The organism is Streptomyces sp. CA-249302, assembly GCF_050936785.1.
Lineage (GTDB): Bacteria > Actinomycetota > Actinomycetes > Streptomycetales > Streptomycetaceae > Streptomyces.
In genome coordinates, this window is record NZ_JBNJMG010000001.1 from 1,231,590 (window position 1) to 1,255,024 (window position 23,435).

Annotated in this window: 22 protein-coding genes and 1 pseudogene; 11 read left to right on the plus strand and 12 right to left on the minus strand. The window is 71.4% G+C overall.

Annotated features, from left to right (window positions below):
- Positions 1-75 precede the first annotated feature (75 nt).
- A pseudogene (locus ACQEWB_RS05545) lies at positions 76-527 on the plus strand (MarR family winged helix-turn-helix transcriptional regulator).
- Positions 528-622: 95 nt separating this feature from the next.
- Here the strand turns inward: ACQEWB_RS05545 and ACQEWB_RS05550 are convergent.
- Both ACQEWB_RS05550 and ACQEWB_RS05555 read right to left on the minus strand, forming a co-directional pair.
- A complete protein-coding gene (locus ACQEWB_RS05550) occupies positions 623-1,957 on the minus strand; it encodes a cation:dicarboxylate symporter family transporter (RefSeq protein WP_432827639.1) in 1,335 nt (444 codons plus the stop codon).
- Positions 1,958-2,121: 164 nt separating this feature from the next.
- Positions 2,122-2,847 carry a L,D-transpeptidase family protein gene (locus ACQEWB_RS05555; RefSeq protein WP_432827641.1) on the minus strand — a complete coding sequence of 242 codons (726 nt, stop codon included), beginning with the start codon at positions 2,845-2,847 and terminating at the stop codon, positions 2,122-2,124.
- 133 nt (positions 2,848-2,980) lie between these two features.
- Here ACQEWB_RS05555 and ACQEWB_RS05560 point away from each other — a divergent pair, with 133 nt between their 5' ends.
- Positions 2,981-4,804 carry an ABC transporter transmembrane domain-containing protein gene (locus ACQEWB_RS05560; protein WP_432827643.1) on the plus strand — a complete coding sequence of 608 codons (1,824 nt, stop codon included), beginning with the start codon at positions 2,981-2,983 and terminating at the stop codon, positions 4,802-4,804.
- Complete coding sequence (locus ACQEWB_RS05565; protein ID WP_432827645.1) at positions 4,801-6,582, plus strand: ABC transporter ATP-binding protein; 1,782 nt, start codon at positions 4,801-4,803, stop codon at positions 6,580-6,582. Before ACQEWB_RS05560 ends, ACQEWB_RS05565 begins: the two co-directional genes overlap by 4 nt.
- An 82-nt stretch (positions 6,583-6,664) precedes the next feature.
- Here ACQEWB_RS05565 and ACQEWB_RS05570 read toward each other — a convergent pair whose 3' ends face one another.
- Positions 6,665-8,263, minus strand: coding sequence for an FAD-dependent monooxygenase (locus tag ACQEWB_RS05570; RefSeq protein ID WP_432827647.1), 1,599 nt, complete (start codon positions 8,261-8,263; stop codon positions 6,665-6,667).
- A gap of 37 nt (positions 8,264-8,300) precedes the next feature.
- A complete protein-coding gene (locus tag ACQEWB_RS05575; RefSeq protein WP_432827649.1) occupies positions 8,301-8,819 on the minus strand; it encodes a COG4315 family predicted lipoprotein in 519 nt (172 codons plus the stop codon).
- A gap of 98 nt (positions 8,820-8,917) precedes the next feature.
- Here ACQEWB_RS05575 and ACQEWB_RS05580 point away from each other — a divergent pair, with 98 nt between their 5' ends.
- The 4 genes from ACQEWB_RS05580 to ACQEWB_RS05595 all read left to right on the plus strand — a co-directional run bounded on the left by ACQEWB_RS05580 (position 8,918) and on the right by ACQEWB_RS05595 (position 11,276).
- Positions 8,918-9,526 (plus strand): RNA polymerase sigma factor, encoded by a 609-nt coding sequence (locus ACQEWB_RS05580; RefSeq protein ID WP_432827651.1) that lies wholly within the window; start codon positions 8,918-8,920, stop codon positions 9,524-9,526.
- The gene (locus ACQEWB_RS05585) at positions 9,510-10,283 is read left to right on the plus strand and encodes an anti-sigma factor family protein (protein WP_432827653.1); all 774 of its coding nucleotides are present in this window, start codon (positions 9,510-9,512) and stop codon (positions 10,281-10,283) included. The genes ACQEWB_RS05580 and ACQEWB_RS05585 overlap by 17 nt, the downstream gene beginning before the upstream one ends.
- 216 nt (positions 10,284-10,499) lie before the next feature.
- Positions 10,500-10,970, plus strand: a complete 471-nt coding sequence (locus ACQEWB_RS05590) for a DUF5709 domain-containing protein (RefSeq protein ID WP_432827655.1) — start codon at positions 10,500-10,502, stop codon at positions 10,968-10,970.
- A 33-nt stretch (positions 10,971-11,003) separates the two neighbouring features.
- Positions 11,004-11,276, plus strand: coding sequence for a type B 50S ribosomal protein L31 (locus ACQEWB_RS05595; RefSeq protein ID WP_432827657.1), 273 nt, complete (start codon positions 11,004-11,006; stop codon positions 11,274-11,276).
- Between the two features lie 17 nt (positions 11,277-11,293).
- Here the strand turns inward: ACQEWB_RS05595 and ACQEWB_RS05600 are convergent, their stop codons facing one another.
- Positions 11,294-12,088 (minus strand): metal-dependent hydrolase, encoded by a 795-nt coding sequence (locus ACQEWB_RS05600; RefSeq protein WP_432827659.1) that lies wholly within the window; start codon positions 12,086-12,088, stop codon positions 11,294-11,296.
- Between the two features lie 166 nt (positions 12,089-12,254).
- Here ACQEWB_RS05600 and ACQEWB_RS05605 point away from each other — a divergent pair, with 166 nt between their 5' ends.
- Entirely contained in the window at positions 12,255-14,768 is a 2,514-nt protein-coding gene (locus ACQEWB_RS05605; RefSeq protein ID WP_432827661.1) for a DEAD/DEAH box helicase, read from the plus strand.
- Positions 14,769-14,799: 31 nt separating this feature from the next.
- Positions 14,800-15,666, plus strand: a complete 867-nt coding sequence (locus ACQEWB_RS05610; RefSeq protein WP_432827663.1) for an acyl-CoA thioesterase — start codon at positions 14,800-14,802, stop codon at positions 15,664-15,666.
- A gap of 41 nt (positions 15,667-15,707) precedes the next feature.
- Here the strand turns inward: ACQEWB_RS05610 and ACQEWB_RS05615 are convergent, their stop codons facing one another.
- Complete coding sequence (locus ACQEWB_RS05615; RefSeq protein WP_432827665.1) at positions 15,708-16,589, minus strand: DUF6397 family protein; 882 nt, start codon at positions 16,587-16,589, stop codon at positions 15,708-15,710.
- A 125-nt stretch (positions 16,590-16,714) separates the two neighbouring features.
- Complete coding sequence (locus ACQEWB_RS05620; RefSeq protein WP_432827667.1) at positions 16,715-17,128, minus strand: roadblock/LC7 domain-containing protein; 414 nt, start codon at positions 17,126-17,128, stop codon at positions 16,715-16,717.
- A 91-nt stretch (positions 17,129-17,219) separates the two neighbouring features.
- Here ACQEWB_RS05620 and ACQEWB_RS05625 point away from each other — a divergent pair, with 91 nt between their 5' ends.
- A complete protein-coding gene (locus ACQEWB_RS05625; RefSeq protein ID WP_432827669.1) occupies positions 17,220-17,648 on the plus strand; it encodes a PPOX class F420-dependent oxidoreductase in 429 nt (142 codons plus the stop codon).
- Positions 17,649-17,661: 13 nt separating this feature from the next.
- Here ACQEWB_RS05625 and ACQEWB_RS05630 read toward each other — a convergent pair whose 3' ends face one another.
- The 5 genes from ACQEWB_RS05630 to ACQEWB_RS05650 all read right to left on the minus strand — a co-directional run bounded on the left by ACQEWB_RS05630 (position 17,662) and on the right by ACQEWB_RS05650 (position 22,667).
- Positions 17,662-18,267, minus strand: coding sequence for a GTP-binding protein (locus tag ACQEWB_RS05630; RefSeq protein ID WP_432827671.1), 606 nt, complete (start codon positions 18,265-18,267; stop codon positions 17,662-17,664).
- A 179-nt stretch (positions 18,268-18,446) separates the two neighbouring features.
- A complete protein-coding gene (locus ACQEWB_RS05635; RefSeq protein WP_432827673.1) occupies positions 18,447-18,854 on the minus strand; it encodes a DUF742 domain-containing protein in 408 nt (135 codons plus the stop codon).
- A 22-nt stretch (positions 18,855-18,876) separates the two neighbouring features.
- A complete protein-coding gene (locus tag ACQEWB_RS05640) occupies positions 18,877-19,314 on the minus strand; it encodes a roadblock/LC7 domain-containing protein (protein WP_432827675.1) in 438 nt (145 codons plus the stop codon).
- Positions 19,311-21,836, minus strand: a complete 2,526-nt coding sequence (locus tag ACQEWB_RS05645) for a sensor histidine kinase (RefSeq protein ID WP_432827677.1) — start codon at positions 21,834-21,836, stop codon at positions 19,311-19,313. Before ACQEWB_RS05645 ends, ACQEWB_RS05640 begins: the two co-directional genes overlap by 4 nt.
- A gap of 54 nt (positions 21,837-21,890) precedes the next feature.
- Positions 21,891-22,667 (minus strand): MHYT domain-containing protein, encoded by a 777-nt coding sequence (locus ACQEWB_RS05650; RefSeq protein WP_432827679.1) that lies wholly within the window; start codon positions 22,665-22,667, stop codon positions 21,891-21,893.
- Between the two features lie 152 nt (positions 22,668-22,819).
- Between ACQEWB_RS05650 and ACQEWB_RS05655 the strand changes: the two genes are divergently transcribed.
- Positions 22,820-23,419 carry a class I SAM-dependent methyltransferase gene (locus tag ACQEWB_RS05655; RefSeq protein WP_432827681.1) on the plus strand — a complete coding sequence of 200 codons (600 nt, stop codon included), beginning with the start codon at positions 22,820-22,822 and terminating at the stop codon, positions 23,417-23,419.
- Positions 23,420-23,435: the final 16 nt, after the last annotated feature.

Here is a 23,435-nt window from a genome sequence, read left to right on the forward strand (position 1 = left end):
GTCGGTGAAGACTGGCGGAGCCTAGCTCATTGTTACCTATGCTCACAATGAAATAACTCCTGATATTGTTCCCGCATGACCACCCCCGATCCCGACGGCCTGCTCGCCGAGCAGCTGCTGCGGTTCACCCGCCGGGTGCACCGCATCCAGAAGCGGCACATCGAGCAGTGCGGCCTGGGTGTGACCCCGGCCCAGTCCCGTCTGCTGCGCACGCTGGCGCACTACGACTCGCCGCCGCGGATGGCCGACCTCGCGGAGCGGCTGGAGGTGGTGCCGCGGGCCGTGACGTCACTGGTGGACGGGCTCGAGTCGAGCGGCAAGGTGCGGCGGGTGCCGGATCCGACCAATCGTCGGGTGATCCGTATCGAGCTCACTGATGACGGGCGGAAGGCGCTGCGGGAGTTGAGGGGGGCTCGGCGGTCGGCGGCGGAGGAGATGTTGGCGCCGCTGAGCGAGGAGCAGCGGGGGTATTGGGTGGGTTGTTGGACGCGTTGGTGGACGGGGGGCCGGAGAGGCGCTGCGGGTAGGGGGCGGAACGGCTTGCGGGCGGCTGCGGGTGTGGGGGAGCTGGTCGCGCAGTTCCCACACACCCGCAGCCGCCCGCGATACGGAACCCGCCGAGCTACTGGGCGACAGTCGCCGGCACCTCCTCCTCCGAAACCGCCACCTCCTCGCCGTCCAGCACCCTCTTCGCCCGCTCCACATCCAGCGCCCCCTCCCACCGGGACACCGCGAACACGGCGACACAGTTGCCGAGCAGGTTCGTCACCACCCGCATCGAGTCCATGATCCGGTCCACCCCCAGCAGCAACGCCACCGCACCCGCGGGGATCGCCCCCAGCGAGGACGCCGTCGCGGACAGCGCGAGGAACGCGGAACCCGGGATACCGGCCATGCCCTTGCTGGTCAGCATCAACACCAGCACGACCGTGATCTGTTGGCCCAGGCTCAGGTCGACACCCACGGCCTGCGCGATGAACAGCGTGCCGATGGAGAGGTAGAGCGACGCGCCGTCGAGGTTGAAGGAGTAGCCCGTGGGCAGGACAAGGCCCACCGCGTCGTCGCGCGCACCGGCCCGACGCAGCTTCTGCATCACCCGCGGCATCACGGACTCCGTGGACGCAGTGCCGAGGGCCAGCAGCATCTCCTCGCGGATGTAACGCAGGAACTTCCACAGGCTCAGCCCGGTGACCATGCGCAGAGCCACGGCGAGCAGCACGACGAACAGCGCTGCGGCGACGTAACAGAGAATGATCAGCTTCGCGTACGTCTCGATGACACCGAGCCCGTACTGGCCGATCAGGACGGCCATCGCGCCGAAGACCGCGATGGGGGCCAGCCGCATGACGAAGCCGACGATCGCGAAGATGATCTCCTGGGCCTGCTCGATGGCGGGCAGCACCTGCGGCACCTTCGTGTGGCCGAGGTGCAGCAGCGCCGCGCCCACCAGGCAGGCCAGGATGAGGACTTGGAGCAGGGAGTTCTCGGCGAAGGCGCCGATGAAGCTGGTCGGGAGGGCGTTGAGGACGAACTCCGTCGTCGAGGGCAGCGAGCCGCCGCCGGTCTTCGCGTCGACCGCCTTGGCGCTCAGCGTGGCCGGGTCGACGTGCATGCCCGAGCCGGGCTGGACGACGTTGGCGGCGAGGAGCCCGATGATGAGCGCGAGGGTGCTCGCGACCTCGAACCAGATCAGCGCCTTGAGCCCGATCCGGCCGAACGCCTTCAGGTCACCGGCCTTGGCGATGCCGACGACGACCACGCAGAAGACGAGCGGCGAGATGATCGTCTTGATCAGGCGGGTGAAGCCGTCGCCGAGCGGCTGGAGGTCCGTGGCCACGCCGGGCCACAGTTTCCCGACGGCTATGCCGAGCACGAGCGCGCAGAGGACCTGCGCGAAGAGCGAGGTACGCAGTATGTGTGCGACGCGTCGCGGGGTGGAGGGGACGGACGGCGGCACGGGCACTCCTAGTGGGGGGACGTCAACTTCGCAGCAGCCGGGGAGACTTCTGCGATACGGAAAGCGGCTTCCGTGGCGATCACTTTCGCGCGCGAGTTGATCGCGTCGGAAACCTGCGTGTTGCGTCCGTGTAAATCAGCGCGGGGCGGCCTCCACCGTCCGCGCTAGGCCTTCAGGTCCGCCCTGTCCCCCATGACCACCACGGGATGCCGGTCCGGGTCGAGCGTGCGCAGCAGGTACTCCATCGCCGTTCTGGACAGGCTGACGCAGGCGGACGTACCGCTGCCGTGGTCCATGTGCAGCCAGATGCCGCCGCCCTTGGTCTCGCCCTCGGGGCGGGCCGGGTCGTTGGGCGGGCGGCCCTTGACGCGGTTGTAGTCGATGGCGATGACGTAGTCGAAGTCGTGCCAGTGCGACTCGGCCCACCAGCGCGGGGCCGCGAAGGAGGGGTCGCGGGTGTACGGGAGGCGGGCGCCGGGGTCGGCGAGGACACCGCCCGCGTCGGTGAGCGTGAACACGCCGACGGGGCTGCGTCTGTCGCCCTCGTGGTGGTCGGCGGTCCAGCCTTTCTTGCCGTTGTGCGCGGGCCAACTGCGGGTGCGGTCCCAGCTGTTGCCGTGTTTCGTGTACAGCACGACCGTCGAGTCCGGGGAGTCCTTGCCGTCGCCGTAGACCGCGACGACCTGGCGGGAGTCGGCGGGGATCCGCCGGTGCAGGCGGTCGCCGATGCCGGGGAGGGCGGTACGCGCGCGTGCGGGCGCGGCCTTGGCACCGGCCCCGTTCTCCCCCGCGTCACCGTGGGCGGCCCCACCACAACCGGACAGCGCCGCCAGAAGGGTTCCCAGGGCCGCCATCGCGACCGCCGCACGTTGTGTACCCATTTTTCGCATCGGCCCATTCTGTACGTCCGCGCGGAAAACCGTTTGCCTCCGACCACGCTGCGACGCGAACCTTGCACGGTTTGCTACCGCCGAACGCGGTCCCTCCACCCCCCTGCCACAAGCCACCGGGATGTCAGTCGTCATGCAGATTCAAGACCTTCCGTATCCCGATCCGGGCGTGCCGGACGCGCGCTCGGGTCCACGATTCCTGTGGTGGCTGGGCCGTAATCAGCTGGGCGGACAGTTCAAGGCGCTGGCCTGGGGAATGCTGCACTTCGGGGCGGTCTCCGCACTGCCGTTCTGGGTGGGCCTCGCGGTACAGGCCGTGGTCGACCGTTCGGGCACCCGACTGGCGCTGACCGGCGGACTGCTCGCGCTGACCGCCTTCTGCATCGCACTGGGCGACACCTTCCTGCACCGCACCGCCGTCACCAACTGGATCACCGCCGCCGCCCGCGTGCAGCAGCTGCTCGCCCGCCAGGCGGCCCGGTTGGGCTCGGCGTTGACGCGGCGCGTGGCGGCCGGCGAGGTCGTGGCCGTCTCCACGGGCGACGTCGAGAAGATCGGCTGGTTCGTGGAGGCCGTCTCCCGCTTCCTCGCCGCCGCGCTCACCGCCCTGCTGGTCTGCGTCGCCCTGGTGATCTACCAGCCGGCCCTCGGCGCGGTCGTCGCGGTGGGCGTGCCCCTGGTCGCGCTGGCGGTGCTGCCGCTGCTGCCCAAGGCCACCCGGCGGGCCGACCTCCAGCGCGAGAAGGCGGGCAAGGCCACCGAACTGGCCTCGGACACCGTCGCCGGCCTGCGCGTGCTCCGTGGCATCGGCGGCGAGGAACTCTTCCTCGACCGCTACCGCGGCGCCTCCCAGGAGGTCCGCCGGGCAGCGGTGCGCAGCGCCCGCATGTGGTCGCTGATCTCCGCGATCCAGGTGCTGCTGCCGGGTCTGCTGATGATCGCGGTCGTCTGGTACGGCGTCCATCTGGCCCGCGCGGGCCGCATCACCGTCGGCGAACTGGTCACCGTCTACAGCTCGGTGATGGTGCTGAGCTACCCGCTCCAGCACTTCCACGAGATCGCGATGGCGTACTCCTTCTCGCGCCCCTCGGCCAAGCGGGCCGCGCGGGTGCTCTCGCTGGAGCGCGCCACCGACATCGGGGGCGTACGGGAGGCCGAGCTGCCGAGCGGCGATCTGTACGACCCCGCCACCGGTCTGCTGGCCCCCACCGGCCGGCTCACCGCGGTGGTGTGCGGCGACCCGGACGCGGCGGGCCTGCTCGCCGAACGCCTGGGCGGGCACCCCGCCGAGCAGGGCACGTCCGTGCGGCTGGGCGGCGTACCGCTCGACGAGCTGCCGCTGGACACGGCCCGCACGGCCGTCCTCGTCCAGGACAAGGACCCGGTGCTGCTGTCGGGTTCGCTGCGGGAGCTGCTCGACGTGCCCGCGTCGGGTGACGTCAGCGCGCGGGACGCGCTGGCCGCGGCGCAGTGCGGGGACGTTCTGGAGGCCCTCGCGCAGGGGTCGTTGGACGCCGAGGACCCGATGGACACGCGGATCACCGAGCGCGGGCGGTCGCTGTCCGGCGGTCAGCGGCAGCGGCTCGCGCTGGCCCGGTCGCTGATCACCGACCCGGAGGTGCTCGTCCTGGACGAGCCGACCTCGGCCGTCGACTCGCACACCGAGGCGCGGATCGCCGAGGGCGTGCGCGGGCTGCGGGAGGGGCGCACGACGGTGGTGTTCACCTCGTCACCACTGCTCCTGGACCGCGCGGACCGGGTCGTGCTGGTGCACGAGGGCGAGGTCGCGGCGGTCGGCGTGCACCGCGAACTGGTGCGCACCGAGCCCCGGTACCGGGCCGTGGTCACCCGGGAGACCGAGGAGGAGTCGGCCATGAGCGCCGTACTCGAAGAGGACGAAGCGCTCGAAGAACTGCAGGAATTCGAAGAACTGGAAGAGATCGAGGAGTCGGCATGATCGGCGTGGCGCCACCGGCGTACGACCCGGCGGCACCGACGACGGCGAACACCCTGCCCGTCGGTGCCCCCGCGACCGTTCGCGCCTATGTGGCCGAACTGTTCCGACGACATCGTCGTGCCTTCGTGATCCTGATCGTCGTCAACACGGTGTCCGTGGTCGCCTCGTTGGTCGGCCCCTGGCTGCTGGGCGACCTCGTCGAGCGGGTCTCGGACGGCGCGCGGGAGCTCCATCTCCCGCTCACCGTCTCGCTGTTCGCGTTCGCGCTGGTCGTCCAGGCCGTGTTCGTGCAGCAGGTGCGGCTGCGCGGGGCGATGCTCGGCGAGCGGATGCTGGCCGATCTGCGCGAGGACTTCCTGGTGCGGTCGGTCGGGCTGCCGCCGGGCGTTCTGGAGCGGGCCGGCACCGGTGACCTGCTCTCCCGGATCACCACGGACATCGACCGGCTCGCCAACGCGATGCGTGAGGCCGTGCCGCAGCTGGCGATCGGTGTGGTGTGGGTGCTGCTGCTGATGGGCGGACTGGTCGTCACGGTGCCGCCGCTGGCGCCCGCCGTGCTGGTCGCCGTGCCGCTGCTGGTGCTGGGCTGCCGCTGGTACTTCAAACGGGCGCCGTCCGGCTACCGTTCGGAGGCCGCGGGGTACGCCTCCGTGGCCGCCGCCCTCGCCGAGACCGTCGACGCCGGACGCACCGTCGAGGCCCACCGCCTCGGTGACCGCCGTATCGAACTCTCGGAACGGCGCATCACCGAGTGGACGGCCTGGGAGCGCTACACCCTGTGGCTGCGGTCGGTGCTCTTCCCGGTCATCAACCTCACCCATGCGACGGTGCTCGCCTCGGTGCTGATGATCGGCGGGGTGTTCGTGCTGCACGGCTGGATCGGGGTGGGCCAGCTGACGACGGGCGCGCTCATCGCGCAGATGCTCGTCGACCCGGTGAACATCATCCTTCGCTGGTACGACGAACTTCAGGTGGCGCAGGTGTCGTTGGCCCGGCTGGTCGGTGTGCGGGACATCGAGCCGGAGGCCGGGGAGGAGTCGCTGGCCCCGGACGGGCGGGACGTCCACGCGGACGGCGTGCACTTCGGCTACCGCGAGGGCGTGGACGTGCTGCGCAAGGTGTCCTTGGAGGTCGCTCCGGGCACCCGGCTCGCGCTGGTGGGCCCGTCGGGCGCGGGCAAGTCCACGCTGGGCAGGCTGTTGGCCGGCATCTACGCGCCCCGCGACGGCCGGATCACCTTGGGCGGTGCGGAGCTGTCCCGGATGCCGGCCGAGCGGGTCCGCTCGCATGTGGCGCTGGTCAACCAGGAGCACCACGTGTTCGTGGGCTCCCTGCGGGACAACCTGCTGCTGGCCCGCACGGACGCGGTGGACGCCGAGTTGTGGGCGGCGCTGGGTGCGGTCGACGCCGACGGCTGGGCGCGTGCACTGGACGACGGCCTGGACACCGAGGTCGGCTCGGGCGGACTGGGGCTCACACCGGCGCAGGCCCAGCAGATCGCGCTGGCCAGGCTGGTATTGGCCGACCCGCACACACTGGTCCTGGACGAGGCGACGTCCCTGCTCGACCCGCGCGCGGCCCGCCACCTGGAACGCTCCCTCGCCCGCGTCCTCGACGGCCGCACGGTCGTCGCCATCGCCCACCGCCTGCACACCGCGCACGACGCGGACGTCATCGCGGTGGTGGAGAACGGACGGATCAGCGAACTGGGCAGCCACGAGGAACTCGTCTCGGCGGACGGCGCGTATGCGGCGCTTTGGCGGTCGTGGCACGGGTGAGGCGTTTTTTGGGCGGCGGCGGTCCAGGACGGTGACCGGGAACGGTCGGTCCTGGGCCGGCGGCGTTTGGCGGGCTGGTGCTTCAGAGGCCTGTCACGTCCGTGAGAGCGGCATGGATGGTGCCGTCGCCCGCCGGGCGGGCACGCCAGCGGGCGGCGATGTGGCCGTCGGGGCGGACGAGGAGTGCTCCGTGGGGGCCGAGGTCGTAGCGGTCGGTGTGCTCGGCGGGTAGGGGCTCGATGCGCAACGGCCATGGTGGAGCGGCATGTTGCTGCCAGTGGGCGGGGTCCGGGGTGAGCAGGGTGAACCATTCGCCGAGGGTGTCCAGCGTGGAGCGGTCGGGGGCGAGCCAGCGGTGCGGGAGGCGGTGGCCGGGCTCGGCACGGGGGATGTAGTCCGTGCCGCGGTCGGGGGGTTCGGATGCGGTGTGGGAGTCGGGGTCGGTGTCGGTGTCGGTTCGCTCGGGCGGGGTTCCGTTGTCCGTCAGGACTGCGGTGGAGCGGTAGTTGACGCCGAGTACGAGACCGAGTTGAGCGAAGTACCGCTCCGACCAAGGGAGTTCGACCGGGGCGGACGCCCCCTTGCCGGTCAGAAGCTGATCGCGGCGAAGAGTCTGCGCCTTGACCACGAGCTGGGCGTTGGCCACCGCTTGGCGGAGCGTTTCGTGGGCGACGGGCAGGCGTTCCGGCTCGTAGGACTCCAACAAGCCTGGGCCTGCCCACCCTTGGAGAACACCGGCCAGCTTCCAGCAGAGGTTGTGCACATCGCCGACGCCGAGGTTCATGCCCAGGCCGCCGGTGATGGGAATCGCGTGCGCGGCGTCGCCGGCCAGCAGGATCCGGCCGTGGCGGAAGCGCTCGGCGACGAAGGCGTTCATGACCCAGTGCTGAACTCGCAGTACTTCGACCGGTACGTGGTTGCCGGCACCCAGCGCACGTGAGACGAGGTCGGCGTGCTCGGTGCCCTCCGGCGTCGTGCCGAACCAGGCCCAACCGCCCTCCGGGTAGAGCGGGAGGAGGGAGCCGTGCGCGGTGACGTAGACCCCGGCCGGGTGGTCGGCCGACCAGCGGTCGAGGTCGGCGTCGAACACGACGGTGGTGAGGCTTCCCAAGGCGCCCGGGCCGTCGGTGCCGATGCCGAGCCGTTCCCGGACACCCGAGTTCGCACCGTCGGCGGCGAGGACGTATCGCGCCCGCACGACCGTCTCCTCCCCGCTCCCGCGGTCGACGAGCGAGGCCACGACTCCGTCGGCCTCCTCGGACAGCCCGACGAGCTCGACCCCGAACCGCACCTCGGCCTCCGCCGCGGCCAACAGCTCGGGTTCCAAGCGATCCTGCGAGGTCACCACGCCGATCACGGGACTCTCGGGGACGGGTGCGTGCACCCCGACCATCGCCGCCGAGGCGAAGTCACGGTCGTACAGCGTGTCCCGGAAGCGGATCCGGCCATACCGCGGCGCGAACGCCGCGTCCGCGATCCCGTCGGCAATCCCGAGCTGCCGAAACACCTCCATCGAGCGAACGTTGACCAACCGGGACCGTGGAAAGGGCGACAACTCACGGCGTTTCTCGACCAGCAGCACGCGAACGCCCCAGCGCTCCAGCAGCGCCCGGGCGGTGAGCCCGACGGGCCCTCCCCCGACGATCAGTACGTCCGGGTCTGTGGGCAACTCGACCATCATGAGGTCAATGATCCCGACCCGCCGGTCGGCCGCAAGATCAGTATCCGTACCCGCCGCTGCCGTTCGAGGCCGGAACGGCCTTCTTGACCGCCGCGCCCTGCGCGTTCATCACGTACCAGATCCTGTCGATGCCCTGCCCTTTGAGATCACCGGCCGTCCGGTCCTCGGCGTAGTAGTACAGCGGGTGTCCGGCATACGTCACCTGCGGTTTCCCCCCGCCCTTGGTGCTGCCGACGAGGCCCGCGTCGACGCCGGAGCCCGCTTTCGGCCGGCCCTCCAGGTGCGGCCACAGCTTGGTGCAGGCCGCGTCGCAGTTCATCGAGTTGGTGTTCCTGCCGTCCTCGGTGAAGAGGTAGAGCGTGCGTCCGCCGCCGTCGACGAGGATTTTGCCGAGCGGTGAGTCGGCGACCTTGATGGTGGAGGTGTCCATGACGGCGGGGGCCTGGCTGCCGGACCCGGCACCGCCGTTCCCACTGCCACCTCCGCATCCGGCCAGCGCCAGCGTCAGCGCCGACGCGAGTGCGAACCCTGCCACGGTGATCCTGCTTCGCCTCATGATCTCTCCGTCCCTTCTGACGGAGGTTGTACGAGTGAGCGGTCTCGACGGATTGGGGTGGATTTCGTTCAATCCCTTCGGCCCTCCCGTACGTACCCATGGGTGTGGAGCTGTTCCCGCGTGCTGACCGGGTCGACGACGCCTCCCTCGTCGCCGGCTTCGCGCTGGGCGACGAGCAGGCCTCCGTGGCCTTCGTCCGCCGCTTCCAGGACGCGGTGTACGGCCTGGCACTCTCGGTGACCCACGAACCGGCCCTGGCCGAGGACGTCAGCCAGGAGGTCTTCGTCCGGGCCTGGCGGGCGGCCGGGAACTACGACCCCCGGCGTGCCTCGGCGCTCACCTGGCTGCTGACGATCACCCGCAACGCCGCCATCGACGCGGTGCGGGCCCGGCGCTCGGTGCCCGTCCTGGCCGAGAACCTGGAACGGCTCCTGGACCTGGCCCTGCGGACCGAAGCCGACTCCGCGAGCACGGAGGGGCTGGCCCTGGCCGCCCTGGAGAGCGAGCGCGCCCTGGAACGGCTGCGGGACCTGCCCGCCGAGCAGGCCCGCGCGGTCGCGCTCGCCGTGCTGGGCGGCTGCACCGCCGCCGAGGTGGGCCGGCACGAGAACATCCCGCTCGGTACCGCCAAGACCCGCATCCGTACCGGCCTGCACAGGCTGCGCGACGCGCTGAAGGAGGGAAGCCGCGATGGAACGCCACCCTGACGAGGAGGAACTCACCGCCCTGGCCCTCGGCACCCTCCCCGGCGAACCGGCGGAACTCCTGCGCCACCTCACCACCTGCCCGGCCTGCCGCTCGGCCTACGACGACCTCTCGGCAGCCGTCGACGCCGTACTGCCGGCCGCGCCCAGGGTGGCGGCCCCACCCGGCTTCGACGCCCGGGTCCTGGAGCGGCTGGAGCGGCTCCAGCCGCTCGAGCTGCGGCGACAGGGCATGGCTCGCGAGTCTCGGACCGTCGCCCGCTGGTCGCCCTCCGGGTTGCGCCGGTTGCCGCTCGCCGCCCACCGGGTGCCGTCCGCGAGCCGTCGGACGCCTTCCCCGGGCCACCGGTCGCGCCGGCTCCCCTTGCTGGTCGCGGCCGCCGCCGTGGCCGGGCTCAGTCTGGGAGGGGTCGTCGGGGCGGAGGTCCTCAGCCATCGGTCGACGCCCGCCCAGGTGACCGCGAGCGACCACGGAGCCGTGCTGACCACCCGCTCGGGCGCCCGGGTCGGCACCGTGGAACCCAGCCGCCTCGGCACCGACCGCGTCATCGTCATGCAGATCACGGCCGGTCGACCCCGCGCCCACTACACCTGCCGTCTCCTCCTGAAGGACGGCTCCAGCCGCGACGCCGGACAGTGGTGGACGCCCGCCTCGGGACGCGCCACCTGGATCGCCTACGGTTCGGCCGGCGCCGTCGACCGCGTCGAACTGGTCACGGACGACGGCCACGTCTGGTCCTCCGCCGAGCTGGGCGGCTGACACCGGCGGAGGGGGCGTCGGCGCAGGAAGGGCGTGCCTCCTCGCGCCGTGCCGTTGCGCAGTCCCGAAAAGGGGTGGAAGGCTGGATATCGGCACCGGCTCGGGGAGTGCCCGGGGATCGTGGATTCCTCCCGGGCGCAGCCTGTGCTCCGCGCACTGGCGGCCCGCCGCACGGCGCGGTGACAACGGGCCGGTCCGCACCACCAGGAGGTAGCCGTGAACAGCGCCGACGGATGGGGTGACGACGTCTACCAGCCCGACGGATCCGAGGTCCAGGAGGACTCGGGACTGCTCGACGTCGAGGACACCCTGGACAACGACGGTGTCGGCGACCCCCTCGACCGCGGCTGGTCCCCGCCGGACAGACCGTGGGCGGTGGAGCGCGCCGATGTGACGGCGGCCGAGCGGCACCGTGGGGAGACGCTGGACCAGCGCCTCGCGGAGGAGCTGCCGGACCTCGTCGTGCCCGACGGGGACGGCATCGGCGACTGCGACGGCACCGACGGGGAACTCCTGGACAACGAGGTCGGTTCCGTACGCTCCGGCCGGCTCGTGGCCCCCGACGAGGGCGCGCACGAGGACGAGGAGAGCGCGCTGATCGCCACGGACGTGGGCATCGACGGCGCGGCGGCGTCCGCCGAGGAGGCCGCTATGCACATCGTCGACGAGGACGCCCTGTCCGGCTGACCCGTCGCCCCGCCGACCCGCCGAGGAGCCCGCATGCAGCAGGACAAGCACCCCGACTACCGGGCGGTCGTCTTCCGCGACCGCGCCGCCGGCTACGCCTTCCTGACCAGGTCCACCGCGACCAGCGACCAGACCATCGAGTGGGACGACGGCGAGACCTACCCGGTGGTGGACGTGGAGATCTCCTCGGAGAGCCACCCCTTCTACACCGGCAAGGCACGCACGGTGGACTCCGAGGGCCGCATCGCCCAGTTCGAGCGGCGCTACGGGGGCGGTGCGGGAGAGGGCTCGGGCGGCACGGGCTGAACCGGCCGCCCGGAGCCTCAGATGAAGTTCAGTGCCGCGGCGCAGCCCACCCCGCCGAGCAGCATGAACACCGGCATCAGCACCTTGAGCTCGACCCAGCTGCCCGCGCGGAACCGCATGACCTTCGGCGGCCCGATCGGGTACCAGCGCTTGCGGCCCACCGGGATCGGCCACAGGATCGGGCAGCCGGAGACGGTCAGCGCGTCGCCGATGTCGTGCACTATCGCGCCCAGCACGATCGGCAGCCCGAGCCACAGGTACTGCTGACCGGGGTCGGTGAACAGCCAGTCCGAGCCGTTGCCCGGCTTGTCCAGGACCCCGGCGAGGATCCAGGCGCTGGTCGCGGCCAGCAGCCACACCAGCACGTCGCTGCTGGAGCCCCGGGCCGCCCGCCACAGCAGGCCTTCGATGGCCAGCACCATGTGGACGAAGAGGATGGCGAGCACCGCCCAACGGCCACCCGTGATGGCCGCGACCGACGTACCCGCACCGATCAGGACCGCCCACAGCCAGGTGTGGGTGAGGGTGCGGTGGCCGCCGGAGCGGCGCGGGTCGCCCTGCTTCCGCGTCGCCTTGTAGACGGCGTAGGAGAGCTTGTCGACGATCTCGCACAGCCCGCGGGAGACGGGTCCGAAGGCCCTCGAAATGGTGGCCGCCTTGTGGTCCAGGTCCGGGGCCAGGGCGGCTCCGGCACAGATCAGGGCGCCGACCAGGATGACCGGCCAGGGCATCGGGTGCCCCGTCGCGGCGGCCGCCGCACCTACGCCGAGCCAGGCCGCGGCTCCCGACAGTGAGTGTGCTGGTCCCATCATGGCCGTTGCCCGCCCCATTCCTCTTGTGCCGCTGTCCAGTTGACCGGGTGCGCCGACTCCTTGACCGGGTGCCCTGACGCTCCGTCGGCGACACAGCGTACTGGTCGTGATCTTCGCAGCCGCATCCGATTCCCCTCTGGGGGAGGACGGCAGGCAAGATGGGTCCGTGACACTCATCGATCAGCTGCCGCCGACCGCCGACCCCGACGCCCTCTACGAAGCCTTCGAGTCGTGGGCCCAGGAGCGCGGTCTGACGCTCTACCCCCACCAGGAGGAGGCGCTGATCGAGGTGGTCTCCGGCGCGAACGTGATCGTGTCGACGCCCACCGGCTCCGGCAAGAGCATGATCGCGGCGGGTGCGCACTTCGCGGCGCTGGCCCGGGACGAGGTCACCTTCTACACGGCGCCGATCAAGGCGCTGGTCTCGGAGAAGTTCTTCGAGCTGTGCAAGATCTTCGGCACCGAGAACGTCGGCATGCTGACCGGCGACGCGTCCGTGAACTCCGACGCACCCGTCATCTGCTGCACCGCCGAGGTGCTCGCCTCGATCGCGCTGCGCGACGGCAAGGACGCGGACGTCGGCCAGGTCGTCATGGACGAGTTCCACTTCTACGCGGAGGGGGACCGCGGCTGGGCCTGGCAGATCCCGATCCTGGAGCTGCCCCAGGCACAGTTCATCCTGATGTCGGCCACCCTCGGCGATGTCTCGATGTTCGAGCAGGACCTCACCCGCCGCACCGGCCGCCCCACCTCGGTGGTCCGCTCGGCGACCCGGCCGGTGCCGCTGTCCTACGAGTACCGGCTCACGCCGCTCACCGAGACACTGACGGAGCTGCTGGAGACCCGGCAGGCGCCGGTCTACATCGTGCACTTCACCCAGGCGCAGGCCGTGGAGCGGGCGCAGGCGCTGATGAGCATCAACATGTGCTCGAAGGAGGAGAAGGAGCAGATCGCCGAGCTGATCGGCAACTTCCGCTTCACCACCAAGTTCGGCCGCAACCTCTCCCGCTACGTCCGCCACGGCATCGGCGTCCACCACGCCGGCATGCTGCCCAAGTACCGGCGCCTGGTGGAGAAGCTCGCCCAGGCCGGCCTGTTGAAGGTCATCTGCGGCACGGACACGCTGGGCGTGGGTGTCAACGTCCCCATCCGTACAGTGCTGTTCACGGCCCTGACCAAGTACGACGGCAGCCGCGTGCGCACTCTGCGCGCCCGCGAGTTCCACCAGATCGCCGGCCGTGCCGGGCGGGCCGGCTTCGACACGGCGGGCTTCGTCGTCGCCCAGGCCCCCGAGCACGTCGTCGAGAACGAGAAGGCGCTCGCGAAGGCCGGCGACGACCCGAAGAAGCGCCGCAAGGTCGTCCGCAAGAAGGCGCCGGAGGGCTTCGTCGCATGGTCGGAGTCCACCTTCGAGAAGCTCATCGCGTCCGATCCGGAGCCGCTGACGTCCCGTTTCCGCGTGACGCACACGATGCTGCTGTCGGTGATCGCCCGCCCCGGCAACGCCTTCCAGGCCATGCGCCACCTGCTGGAGGACAACCACGAGCCGCGCAAGCAGCAGCTGCGGCACATCCGGCGGGCGATCGCGATCTACCGCTCGCTGCTGGACGGCGGCATCGTGGAGAAGCTCGACGGGCCGGACGCCACCGGCCGGATCGTCCGCCTCACCGTCGACCTCCAGCAGGACTTCGCGCTCAACCAGCCGCTGTCCACCTTCGCGCTCGCCGCGTTCGAGTTGCTCGACCCCGAGTCGCCGTCCTACGCCCTGGACATGGTGTCCGTCGTCGAGTCCACCCTTGACGACCCGCGGCAGATCCTGGTCGCCCAGCTGAACAAGGCGAAGGGCGAGGCCGTGGCCGCCATGAAGGCGGACGGCGTCGAGTACGAGGAGCGCATGGAGCGCCTCCAGGACGTCAGCTACCCGAAGCCCCTGGAGGAGCTGCTCTTCCACGCGTACAACACGTACCGCAAGAGCCACCCCTGGGTCGGCGACCACCCGCTGTCGCCGAAGTCCGTGATCCGCGACATGTACGAACGGGCCATGTCCTTCACGGAGTTGGTGTCGTTCTACGAGCTGGCCCGCACCGAGGGCATCGTGCTGCGCTACCTCGCCAGCGCCTACAAGGCCCTCGACCACAACATCCCGGACGACCTCAAGTCCGAGGATCTGCAGGACCTGATCGAGTGGCTCGGCGAGATGGTCCGCCAGGTCGACTCGAGCCTGCTCGACGAGTGGGAGCAGCTCGCCAACCCGGAGGAGATGACCGCCGAGGAGGCCCAGGAGAAGGCCGACGAGGTCAAGCCGGTCACCGCCAACGCGCGCGCCTTCCGCGTCCTGGTCCGCAACGCCCTCTTCCGCCGCGTCGAACTCGCCGCCCTCGACCAGGTCGGGGAGCTGGGCGAGATGGACGCCGACGCAGGCTGGGACGCCGATGCGTGGGGCGAGGCGATGGACAAGTACTGGGACGAGTACGAGGACCTCGGCACCGGTCCGGACGCACGCGGCCCCAAGCTGCTGGTGATCGAGGAGGCGCCCAAGGAGGGCGTCTGGCGCGTCCGGCAGATCTTCGACGACCCGAACGACGACCACGACTGGGGCATCAGCGCGGAGATCGACCTCGCCGCCTCCGACGCGGAGGGCCGTGCGGTCGTCCGCGTCACCGCCGTCGGTCAGCTCTGAGCCAAGTCGTGAGCCAAGGAGAAACTCCCGCATGACGAACCCGGCCGAGAGACTCGTCGACCTGCTCGACCTGGAGCAGATCGAGGTCAACATCTTCCGCGGCCTGAGCCCGCACGAGCACCTGCAACGGGTCTTCGGCGGCCAGGTGGCGGGCCAGGCGCTGGTCGCCGCCGCCCGCACCACGGAGGGCGACCGTCCGGTGCACTCGCTGCACGCGTACTTCCTGCGCCCGGGCCGCCAGGGCGTGCCCATCGTGTACCAGGTCGAACGGGTGCGGGACGGCAGGTCGTTCACCACCCGCCGGGTCACCGCCGTCCAGCAGGGACGCACGATCTTCAATCTCACCGCCTCCTTTCACAAGCCTGAGGAAGGACCCTTCGAGCACCAGCTGCCGCCGGCCCGCGAGGTCCCGGACCCGGAGTCGCTGCCGACGGTCACCGAGGAGATCCGCGAGCATCTCGGTGCGCTGCCCGAGCGGTACGAGCGGATGGCGCGCCGCCAGCCCTTCGACATCCGCTACGTGGACCGGCTGCGCTGGACCCCGGACGAGATCAAGGACGCCGAGCCGCGCAGCGCCGTGTGGATGCGCGCGGTCGGGCCGCTGGGCGACGACCCGGTCGTGCACACCTGCGCGCTGACCTACGCGAGCGACATGACCCTCCTGGACGCCGTCCGCATCCCGGTCGAACCCCTGTGGGGCGCTCGGAACTTCGACATCGCCTCTCTGGACCACGCCATGTGGTTCCACCGGCCCTTCCGCGCCGACGAGTGGTTCCTGTACGAGCAGGAGGCACCGATCACGACGGGTGGGCGGGGCCTGGCTCGCGGACGGATCTACGACCGGGAAGGGCAGCTGCTCGTGTCCGTCGTCCAGGAAGGCCTGTTCCGGGCGCTGTAGTTGAGGGGCTGCCGCGACGGTTCAGGGGTTTCCGCGACGGTTCACGGATTCCTGCGGCGCAGCCAGCCCAGGAGGCCACGGGAGCGGGCCGGGTCCTCCGCGTCGGGTTCCCGGTGTTCCACGACCGGCGCCGAGCCGGCCGGTCGCGGTGCGGGGTCGCGCCGGCGGGCGTTGCTCACCGACAGCACGAGGTCGGCGCTCAGCCAACCGACCTCGTCGGTGTCGTCGGCGTGGGTGATGCGCTCGGTCAGCTGGGCCGCGGGCGAACCGGGCGCACCGTAGGTCACCGGCTTCGGCAGGAACCGGGTCAAGTGGAGGCGCTCGTACGGGTCCTGGACGACCTCGGCGACCTGGAGCGGGTCGAGCATCGACGCTACGGCCGCCGCGCGCGCCCAGGGATGATCGCCGGCCCGCCGTCGCAGGAAGCCGAGCTGCCGCAGCCGCCAGTTGCGGGCGCGCAGATCCACACCTTCCTGCACCTGCTCCCGGAGCCCGGACGGTGTACGGCCGCTCAGCAGGGCCGCCTGGCTCTCGTCGGCCGCCAACTCCCGCAGCTCCTCGGCGAGATAGAGCCAGACCACGGCCCGGTAGCGGTTCAGGTAGAAGTGGACCGGCACGACGATGCCGAGTCGGGCGAGGCGGGTGAACCTGCCGATCGACACCCGCAGTAGCTCCGCGCCCTCCCGGGTGCCGACGGTCTCGACGCGTTTCGTCAGCGTCTCCGGGAAGCCGTCCTCGCCCCGCAGCCGGTCGATCTCGGTGCGCGGGACGCGTCGGCCCCCGCCCCCTTCGTCGGGCACGGTCCGTAGGAACCCGAGGTTGACGGCGAGGTCGAACTGCCCTCGTTTGAGCTCCAGTTCGCGGGCCGCGTGGCTCGGCGTGCAGGAGGTGGTGTCCGGTGTGGTGACGGTGTTGCCCGACATGGTGGTCTCCCCCGTGGAGTGGTCGGCCCCGCGCCGTCCGCGTGGCCTCGGAAAAAACCCTAACCGCTGCGGCGGATCTTGTGGGGGCCTGTGGATAACTCCACGAGAGAGGGGAAAGCCCCTGGTCAGGAGTCCGTGGACGGGAACCTTTCGGGCTGCCGGGCCTCCACGCCGAGGTGTTCGCCGACCCGGTTGACGAGCAGGGTCATCTCGTAGGCGATCTGGCCGATGTCGGCGTCGGCCGCGCTGAGCACGCACAGACAGCTGCCGGTGCCGGCCGCGGTGACGAACAGGACCGCGTCGTCGAACTCGACCATGGTCTGGCGTACTCTGCCCGCGCCGAAGTGGCGTCCCGATCCCTTGGCCAGGCTGTGCAGGCCGGACGAGACGGCGGCGAGATGCTCGGCGTCCTCGCGCCGCAGCCCCGTGCTCGCGCCCGTCACCAGGCCGTCGTTGGACAGCACCAGCGCATGCCGCACATGGTCGACACGCTCGGTCAGATCGTCCAGCAGCCAGCCAAGTCCCTGGTTCTGCGCCATGTTTCGTCTCCCCGTGAAACGACTCCCCCTCGCCGGAGGATCTCTGGCCAGCCTTCCCCACGACCGGCCCCCGGGCAAGGAGGATGGGTGCATGGCACAGAAGATGACCGATGAGGAATGGCGGGCGTTCGTCTCGCACGGCACCCGCACCGGAAAGCTCTCCACCGTCCGGGCCGACGGCAGCCCGCACGTGACGCCGATCTGGTTCCTGCTCGACGGGGACGACGTGGTCTTCAACACCGCGGGGACGAGCGTGAAAGGGCGGAATCTGGTCCGTGACGGGCGCGCCGCGCTGTGCGTGGACGACGACCGGCCGCCCTTCGACTTCGTCGTCCTGCAGGGGCGGGCCCGGATCTCGGAGGATCTCGACGAACTGCGGTACTGGGCCGGCCGGATCGGGGCCCGGTACATGGGCGAGGAGCGGGCCGAGGAGTTCGGGGCGCGCAACGGCGTACCCGGTGAACTCCTCGTGCGCCTCGCCGTCGACAAGGTCCTGGTCCAGAAGGCCGTCGCGGACTGAGCGCGCCGCCCGGTCAGCCGACCGAGTCGAGCAGCCGGGCGGTGTGCATCCGCCCGGCGTACTCGACGAGCCGGATCAGCACCTCCTTCCCGGAGTCGCGGTCCCGGGCGTCGCAGAGCACCACCGGTGTTCCCCGGTCCAGGTCCAGGGCGCGTGAGACGTCCTGGGCCCCGTACCTGCGGGCGCCCGAGAAGCAGTTGACGGCCACCACGAACGGGATGTGCCGGTGCTCGAAGTAGTCCACCGCGGGGAAGCAGTCCTCGAGCCGCCGGGTGTCCGCGAGGACCACGGCGCCCAGCGCGCCCTGGGACAGTTCGTCCCACAGGAACCAGAAGCGGTCCTGGCCCGGTGTGCCGAAGAGGTAGAGGGAGAGACCGGACCGGATGGTGATGCGCCCGAAGTCCATGGCGACGGTCGTGGTGACCTTCTGGTCCACGCCGTCGGTGTCGTCCACCAACTGACCGGCCTCGCTGAGCAGTTCCTCGGTGCGCAGCGGCCTGATCTCGCTGACCGCGCCCACCAGGGTGGTCTTGCCCACGCCGAATCCGCCGGCGACCAGTATCTTCAACGCGAGTGCGGCCGTCTCGCCGCCCTGGGCGTCGGAGTGCTCGGAGACCATCGATCACTTCTCTCGGGAGTGCCGGCAACGGTCGACGTCGATACGCATCATCACAACTGCGTCCCTTCTCCGGAGGATTGGACCGCTATTTGCCCGATGCGACCGAATCGTTCGCTTTCGGAGTCCGGTTGGGTGTACGGGTCGGGGCCGTACGGGACCGGGTGGTTGTGAACTTTCATCTACAGCGCCCGCAGCCCCTCGATCACCTCGCGCAGAATCCGTTCGTCAGGAAGCTGTGCGGGTGGCACCGGACGGCTGACGGTGACGCAGCCGAGCTCCAGCAGGTCGCCGAGCAGCACCCTGACCACGCCCACGGGCAGGTCGGCGCCCGCGGCGAGTTCGGCGACCGACTGGGTCTCCAGTCGGCACAGGTCGATCAGCGCCCGGTGTTCCGGGCCGAGCGCGTCGTCGACGCCGGGTGCCCCGGGGTCCAGGGTGACGAGGGCGATCAGGTCGAAGCGGACTCCGGTGGGGCCGGGCCTGGTACGCCCGCCCGTCATGGCGTACGGCCGTACCAGCGGCCCGGCCTCACCGTCGTACCACTGGCTGCCCGGCTGGTCCTCGGGGCCGGTCCTGTCCTCGGTCATGTGCGTGGACCGCCTTCTCGGCTCATCGGGCGGCCGGCGGGCGGGCGCCGACGCGGGGCGCCGTGTACAGGTGCTCGCCGACGCGTTTGACCAGCCGTGCCATCTCGTAGGCGACCAGGCCGATGTCGGCGGTCACCGCGGTGAGGACGGCGAGGCAGGAGCCGTCGCCCGCCGCCGCCACGAACAGGAAGCCGTCGTCCATCTCGACCATGGTCTGGCGCACTCCGCCCGCTCCGAAGTGCCGGCCCGCCCCCTTGGCGAGGCTGTGGAAGCCGGAGGCGACGGCGGCGAGGTGTTCGGCGTCCTCGCGGCGCAGATCGGTCGAGGCGCCCACGGCGAGCCCGTCGTTGGACAGCACCACGGCATGCCGTACCTCGTTCACGCGCACTACCAGGTCGTCCAGCAGCCAGTCGAGTTCGCCGCCGCGTTGGGCGGCCCTCATGCTCGGGTCCTGGATCATGCGCGATCTCCTTCGCTGCTGTCGCTGCGCGCTGTCGAATCCGGGGTGGCGCCACGGCCCGGCTGCCTGCCGCCGCCGCGCGTCCAGCCGTCCCGGTACGCCGCCATGCGGTCCCGTACTGCCTCGGGTGTCCGCTGGTCGTCGTGCGCGGTGTCGGACGGTTGCGCGGCCGCCTCCTCCGGGCGGTGCTCGCGCAGTTGGGGGGCGAGGTTCGCCTGGCGCACTCGGCGGGGCAGGTCCTCGGACTCTTCGGCGTCGTCCTCTGGGCGGTGCAGGCGCAAGGCGGTGACTCCGGGGGGTGGGGTGTCGGACGACGCCGTGTCCACCGCCGCCGGTGCCGACACCGCCAGCGCGGGCCGCTCGGCCAGGGCCGGTACGGACTCCTGCGGTGCCGTGACGCGCGGCGGCACGCGCGCGTACTCGCGTTCCGCGGTCCGCTCGGTGTCCGCGGCCTTGCTGGGGGAACGTTCCGCCGCACCGCCGTGCAGGAGTGCGGTGGGCAGCAGGACGACCGCGGTGGTGCCGCCGTAGGGCGAGGTCCGCAGGTGCACCTTGATGCCGTGGCGGGCGGCGAGCCTGCTGACCACGAAGAGGCCGAGCCGGTCGCTGTCGAACAGGTCCAGGGCCTCGGACTGTTCGATGCGGCGGTTGGCCTCGGCGAGGGTCTCCTTGCCCATGCCCAGGCCGCGGTCCTCGACCTCGATGGCGTAGCCGTTGCCGACGGGTTCGCCGGTGATGCGCACGCGCGTGTGCGGAGGCGAGAACTGGGCGGCGTTCTCGACGACTTCGGCCAGCAGGTGGGTGAGGTCGGCGACGGCCGCGCCGACGACGGCCGCCTCCGGGAGCTGGCGCACCTCCACGCGCGCGTAGTCCTCGACCTCGGAGACGGCCGCGCGCACGACATTGGTGAGCGAGACCGGCATGCGCCAGGCGCGGCCGGGCGCCGCCCCGGAGAGGATGATCAGGCTCTCGGCGTGGCGCCGCATCCGGGTGGTGAGGTGGTCGAGCCGGAAGAGGTCGCTCAGTTCGTTCGGGTCGTCGGAGCGGCGTTCCATGCTGTCGAGCAGGCTCAGTTGGCGGTGGACCAGGACCTGGCTGCGGCGGGCGAGGTTGACGAAGACTCCGGAGATGCCGCTGGCGAGCTCGGCGCGCTCCACGGCGGCCCGAAGGGCGGCGCGATGCACGGTGCCCAGGGCCTCGGCGACCTGTCCGGCCTCGTCCTCGGCGGGCGGCCCGGGCGGGGCCTCGGCCCGGATGTCGATCTCCTCGCCGGCGCGCAGCCTGCGCATGGCCTCGGGGAGGTTGCGGCGGGCGATCTCCAGAGCGCTGTTGCGCAGGCTGACCAGCTCGACGACCAGACCGCGTCCGATGCGTACCGAGATGACGAGCGACGCGGCAACTGCGGCGAGGCCGAGGAGGACCGCGGCGCCGGCCGGGGTGAGCAGGCCGCGGGTGAACGGATCCGCCCGGTCGGCCACTCCGCGCCCGGCGTTCGCCTCGATGGTCCGCATGCCGTCCTGCACGCGCGCATGCGCCTTGTCCCAAGTGGCTTCCGGTGACGCCTTGATCGGACCTGGGATGCCGGTGATGACCTGGTCCTCGGCGGTGCCGAGGCCGGCGTACGCGCTGGTGTCGGCGAGGCTGCGCCAGGCATCGCGCTCCGGGCCGCTCAGGTCGGCGACGGCGGCCGCGGTGAGGCTGCGGCGGGTGTCGACGGCTCCGGTGAACAGCCGCAGCCGATCACCGGTGAGGCCGTCGGCGAGGGGTGCGCCGGCGAGTACGGCGTCCTCCTGGGCCAAGGCCTCGGCCGCGCGGGAGAATTCGAGCAGTACGCGCGCGTCGGAGCCGAGGTCGGCGTCCTGGATGCCGGTGAGTGCGCCGCCGACTCCGAAGGCGTTGGCGATGGTTCCGGTGTACTGCCCGTAGGCCGCGTCCCAGTCGGTCCGGCCGGCGAGCACCCCGGTGCGCAGCGAACGCAGTTGGCGGGTGCCGGTGACGAAGGTCTCCAGCCGCTGGGCGACTCCGGCGGGGAGTTCCTCGCTGTCGGCGACGGTGTTGTCGTCGCCGAGCCGCAGTTTGGCGACGGCCCGGTCGGTGCGCTCGGCGAGCTGCTTGTAGTCGCTGCTCTGCCCGGCCTGCGGGTCGGTCGCGTAGCGCACGGCGGCGACGCGCTCGGCCTGGAGTGCGGCGACGGCCGCGGCGACGGGCGTACGGATCTCGGAGTCGACGCGTTGCAACTGCCGCAGCCGGGACACGTCCTGGGCGGTGCTGACGGTGGCGTACGCCCACAGGGCGAGCAGCGAGACGACCGGCACCATCAGCAGGCAGACGATCTTGGCCCGTACGGTGCGCGGCCGTATCCGCCAGCGGCTCCCGCGCGCGGGTGCCTCGTCCGGCGGCATGCCCGCGGACTCGTCCAGGAGCTCGTCGGCCGGCGGTCCGGCGTGGGCGCGGCGGCCCCGCGCGGGCGTTGAGGTCGGCGTCTCGGCGCCGGGGGCTGGGGTCCTACGGGGTGTGCGCATGGCCTCCTCGCTCGGGAGTGGTTCGGGGGCGTGCCTGGGGGCGCGGACCCGCCGCTAGTGGGCGGCGACACTCTCGACGGGCCGCTGGGCGGAGGCGGACGCCTCGCGCTCCCCCGTCGTGGGCGACAGCGCGACGAAGGCCGAGGTCAGGAAGAGGTAGGAGCCGAGGCCGACGGCGAGGGGGAAGATGAACTGCATCGCCGTGGCCCCGGACAGCGCCTGGCCGGAGGGCGTGACGCGGACGCTCACCGCGAACATCGCGGTGTAGTGCATGCTCGTGACGGCCGCCCCCATGATCAGGGAGGCGACGGTGACGGCGATCGGCGACCTGATGTTGAGCGCCGCCCACAGGGCCGCGGTCGCCGCGACGACGGCGATCAGGACGGAGAGCGCGACGAGCGCCGGGTCGTAACCGACGTGACCGTGCAGCCGTACCGCCGCCATGCCCAGGTAGTGCATGCTCGCGACGCCGAGGCCCGTGGTGAGACCGCCGAGGAACAGCGCGCGGGCGCGGTCCTTGCTGTAGCCGACGGCGAAGACGCCGGCACAGACGACGATCATGGCGACGAGCAGGCTCACGATCGTGAGCGGCACGTCGTAACGGATGTCGGTGCCGCTCACGCCGAATCCGAGCATGGCCACGAAGTGCATGGTCCAGATGCCGGTGCCGATCGCCGAGGCCGCGGTGATCAGCCAGTTGCGGCGTGAACGTCCGGTGGCGCCGAGGGCGCGGACGGTGCAGCGCAGCCCCAGTGCGGCGCCTATGCAGGCCATCACGTACGACAGCACGGGGGTCAGCCAGCCGAAGGTGGCGTGGTCCAGGTGTCCCATGGCTCCGGGACGCTAGTGGGAGCAAGGGCGCGCAAAGGGGGCGCATTTCGAAAAGTGCCGCAATATGACGCAGGGGTGCAGCGGAACGATCGCGTCAAGGTCGAACGTGCGCGCTGCGGCGTCATCCGTGTCGGTGAGAGATCATGCGGAACATGAGCGACGACCACACACACGTCCAGGAGTTCTTCGGCACCCGCGCGGCCGACTGGGACCGCCGGTTCCCGGACGACGGCCCCGCCTACGCGGCCGCGGTCGCCGAGCTCGAACTGGGCGAGGGCGACCGGGTGCTGGACGCGGGCTGCGGCACGGGACGGGCCCTGACGCCGCTGCGTGCCGCCGTGGGGCCCTCGGGAGTGGTCCTCGGAGCCGATCTCACCCCGGAGATGCTCCAGGCCGCCGTACGGGCCGGGAGGGGCCGCGACGGACAGCTGCTGCTCGCCGACGTGGCCGCGCTGCCGCTGCGGTCGCGGTCGCTCGACGCCGTGTTCGCCGCCGGTCTGATCGCACATCTGCCCCGGCCGGCCGAGAACCTGCGGGAGTTGGCCCGTGTCGTGCGCCCCGGTGGGGTGCTCGCGCTGTTCCACCCCATCGGCCGGGCGGCGCTCGCGGCCCGCCAGGGCCGCCAGATCACCCCGGACGACCTGCGGGCGGAGCCCAACCTCCGCCCGCTGTTGGCCGGTTCGGGCTGGCGGATGACCTCGTACGTCGACGAGGACACCCGCTTCCTCGCCCTGGCGGTGCGGGAGAACTGACCGTCAGAACCGGCCC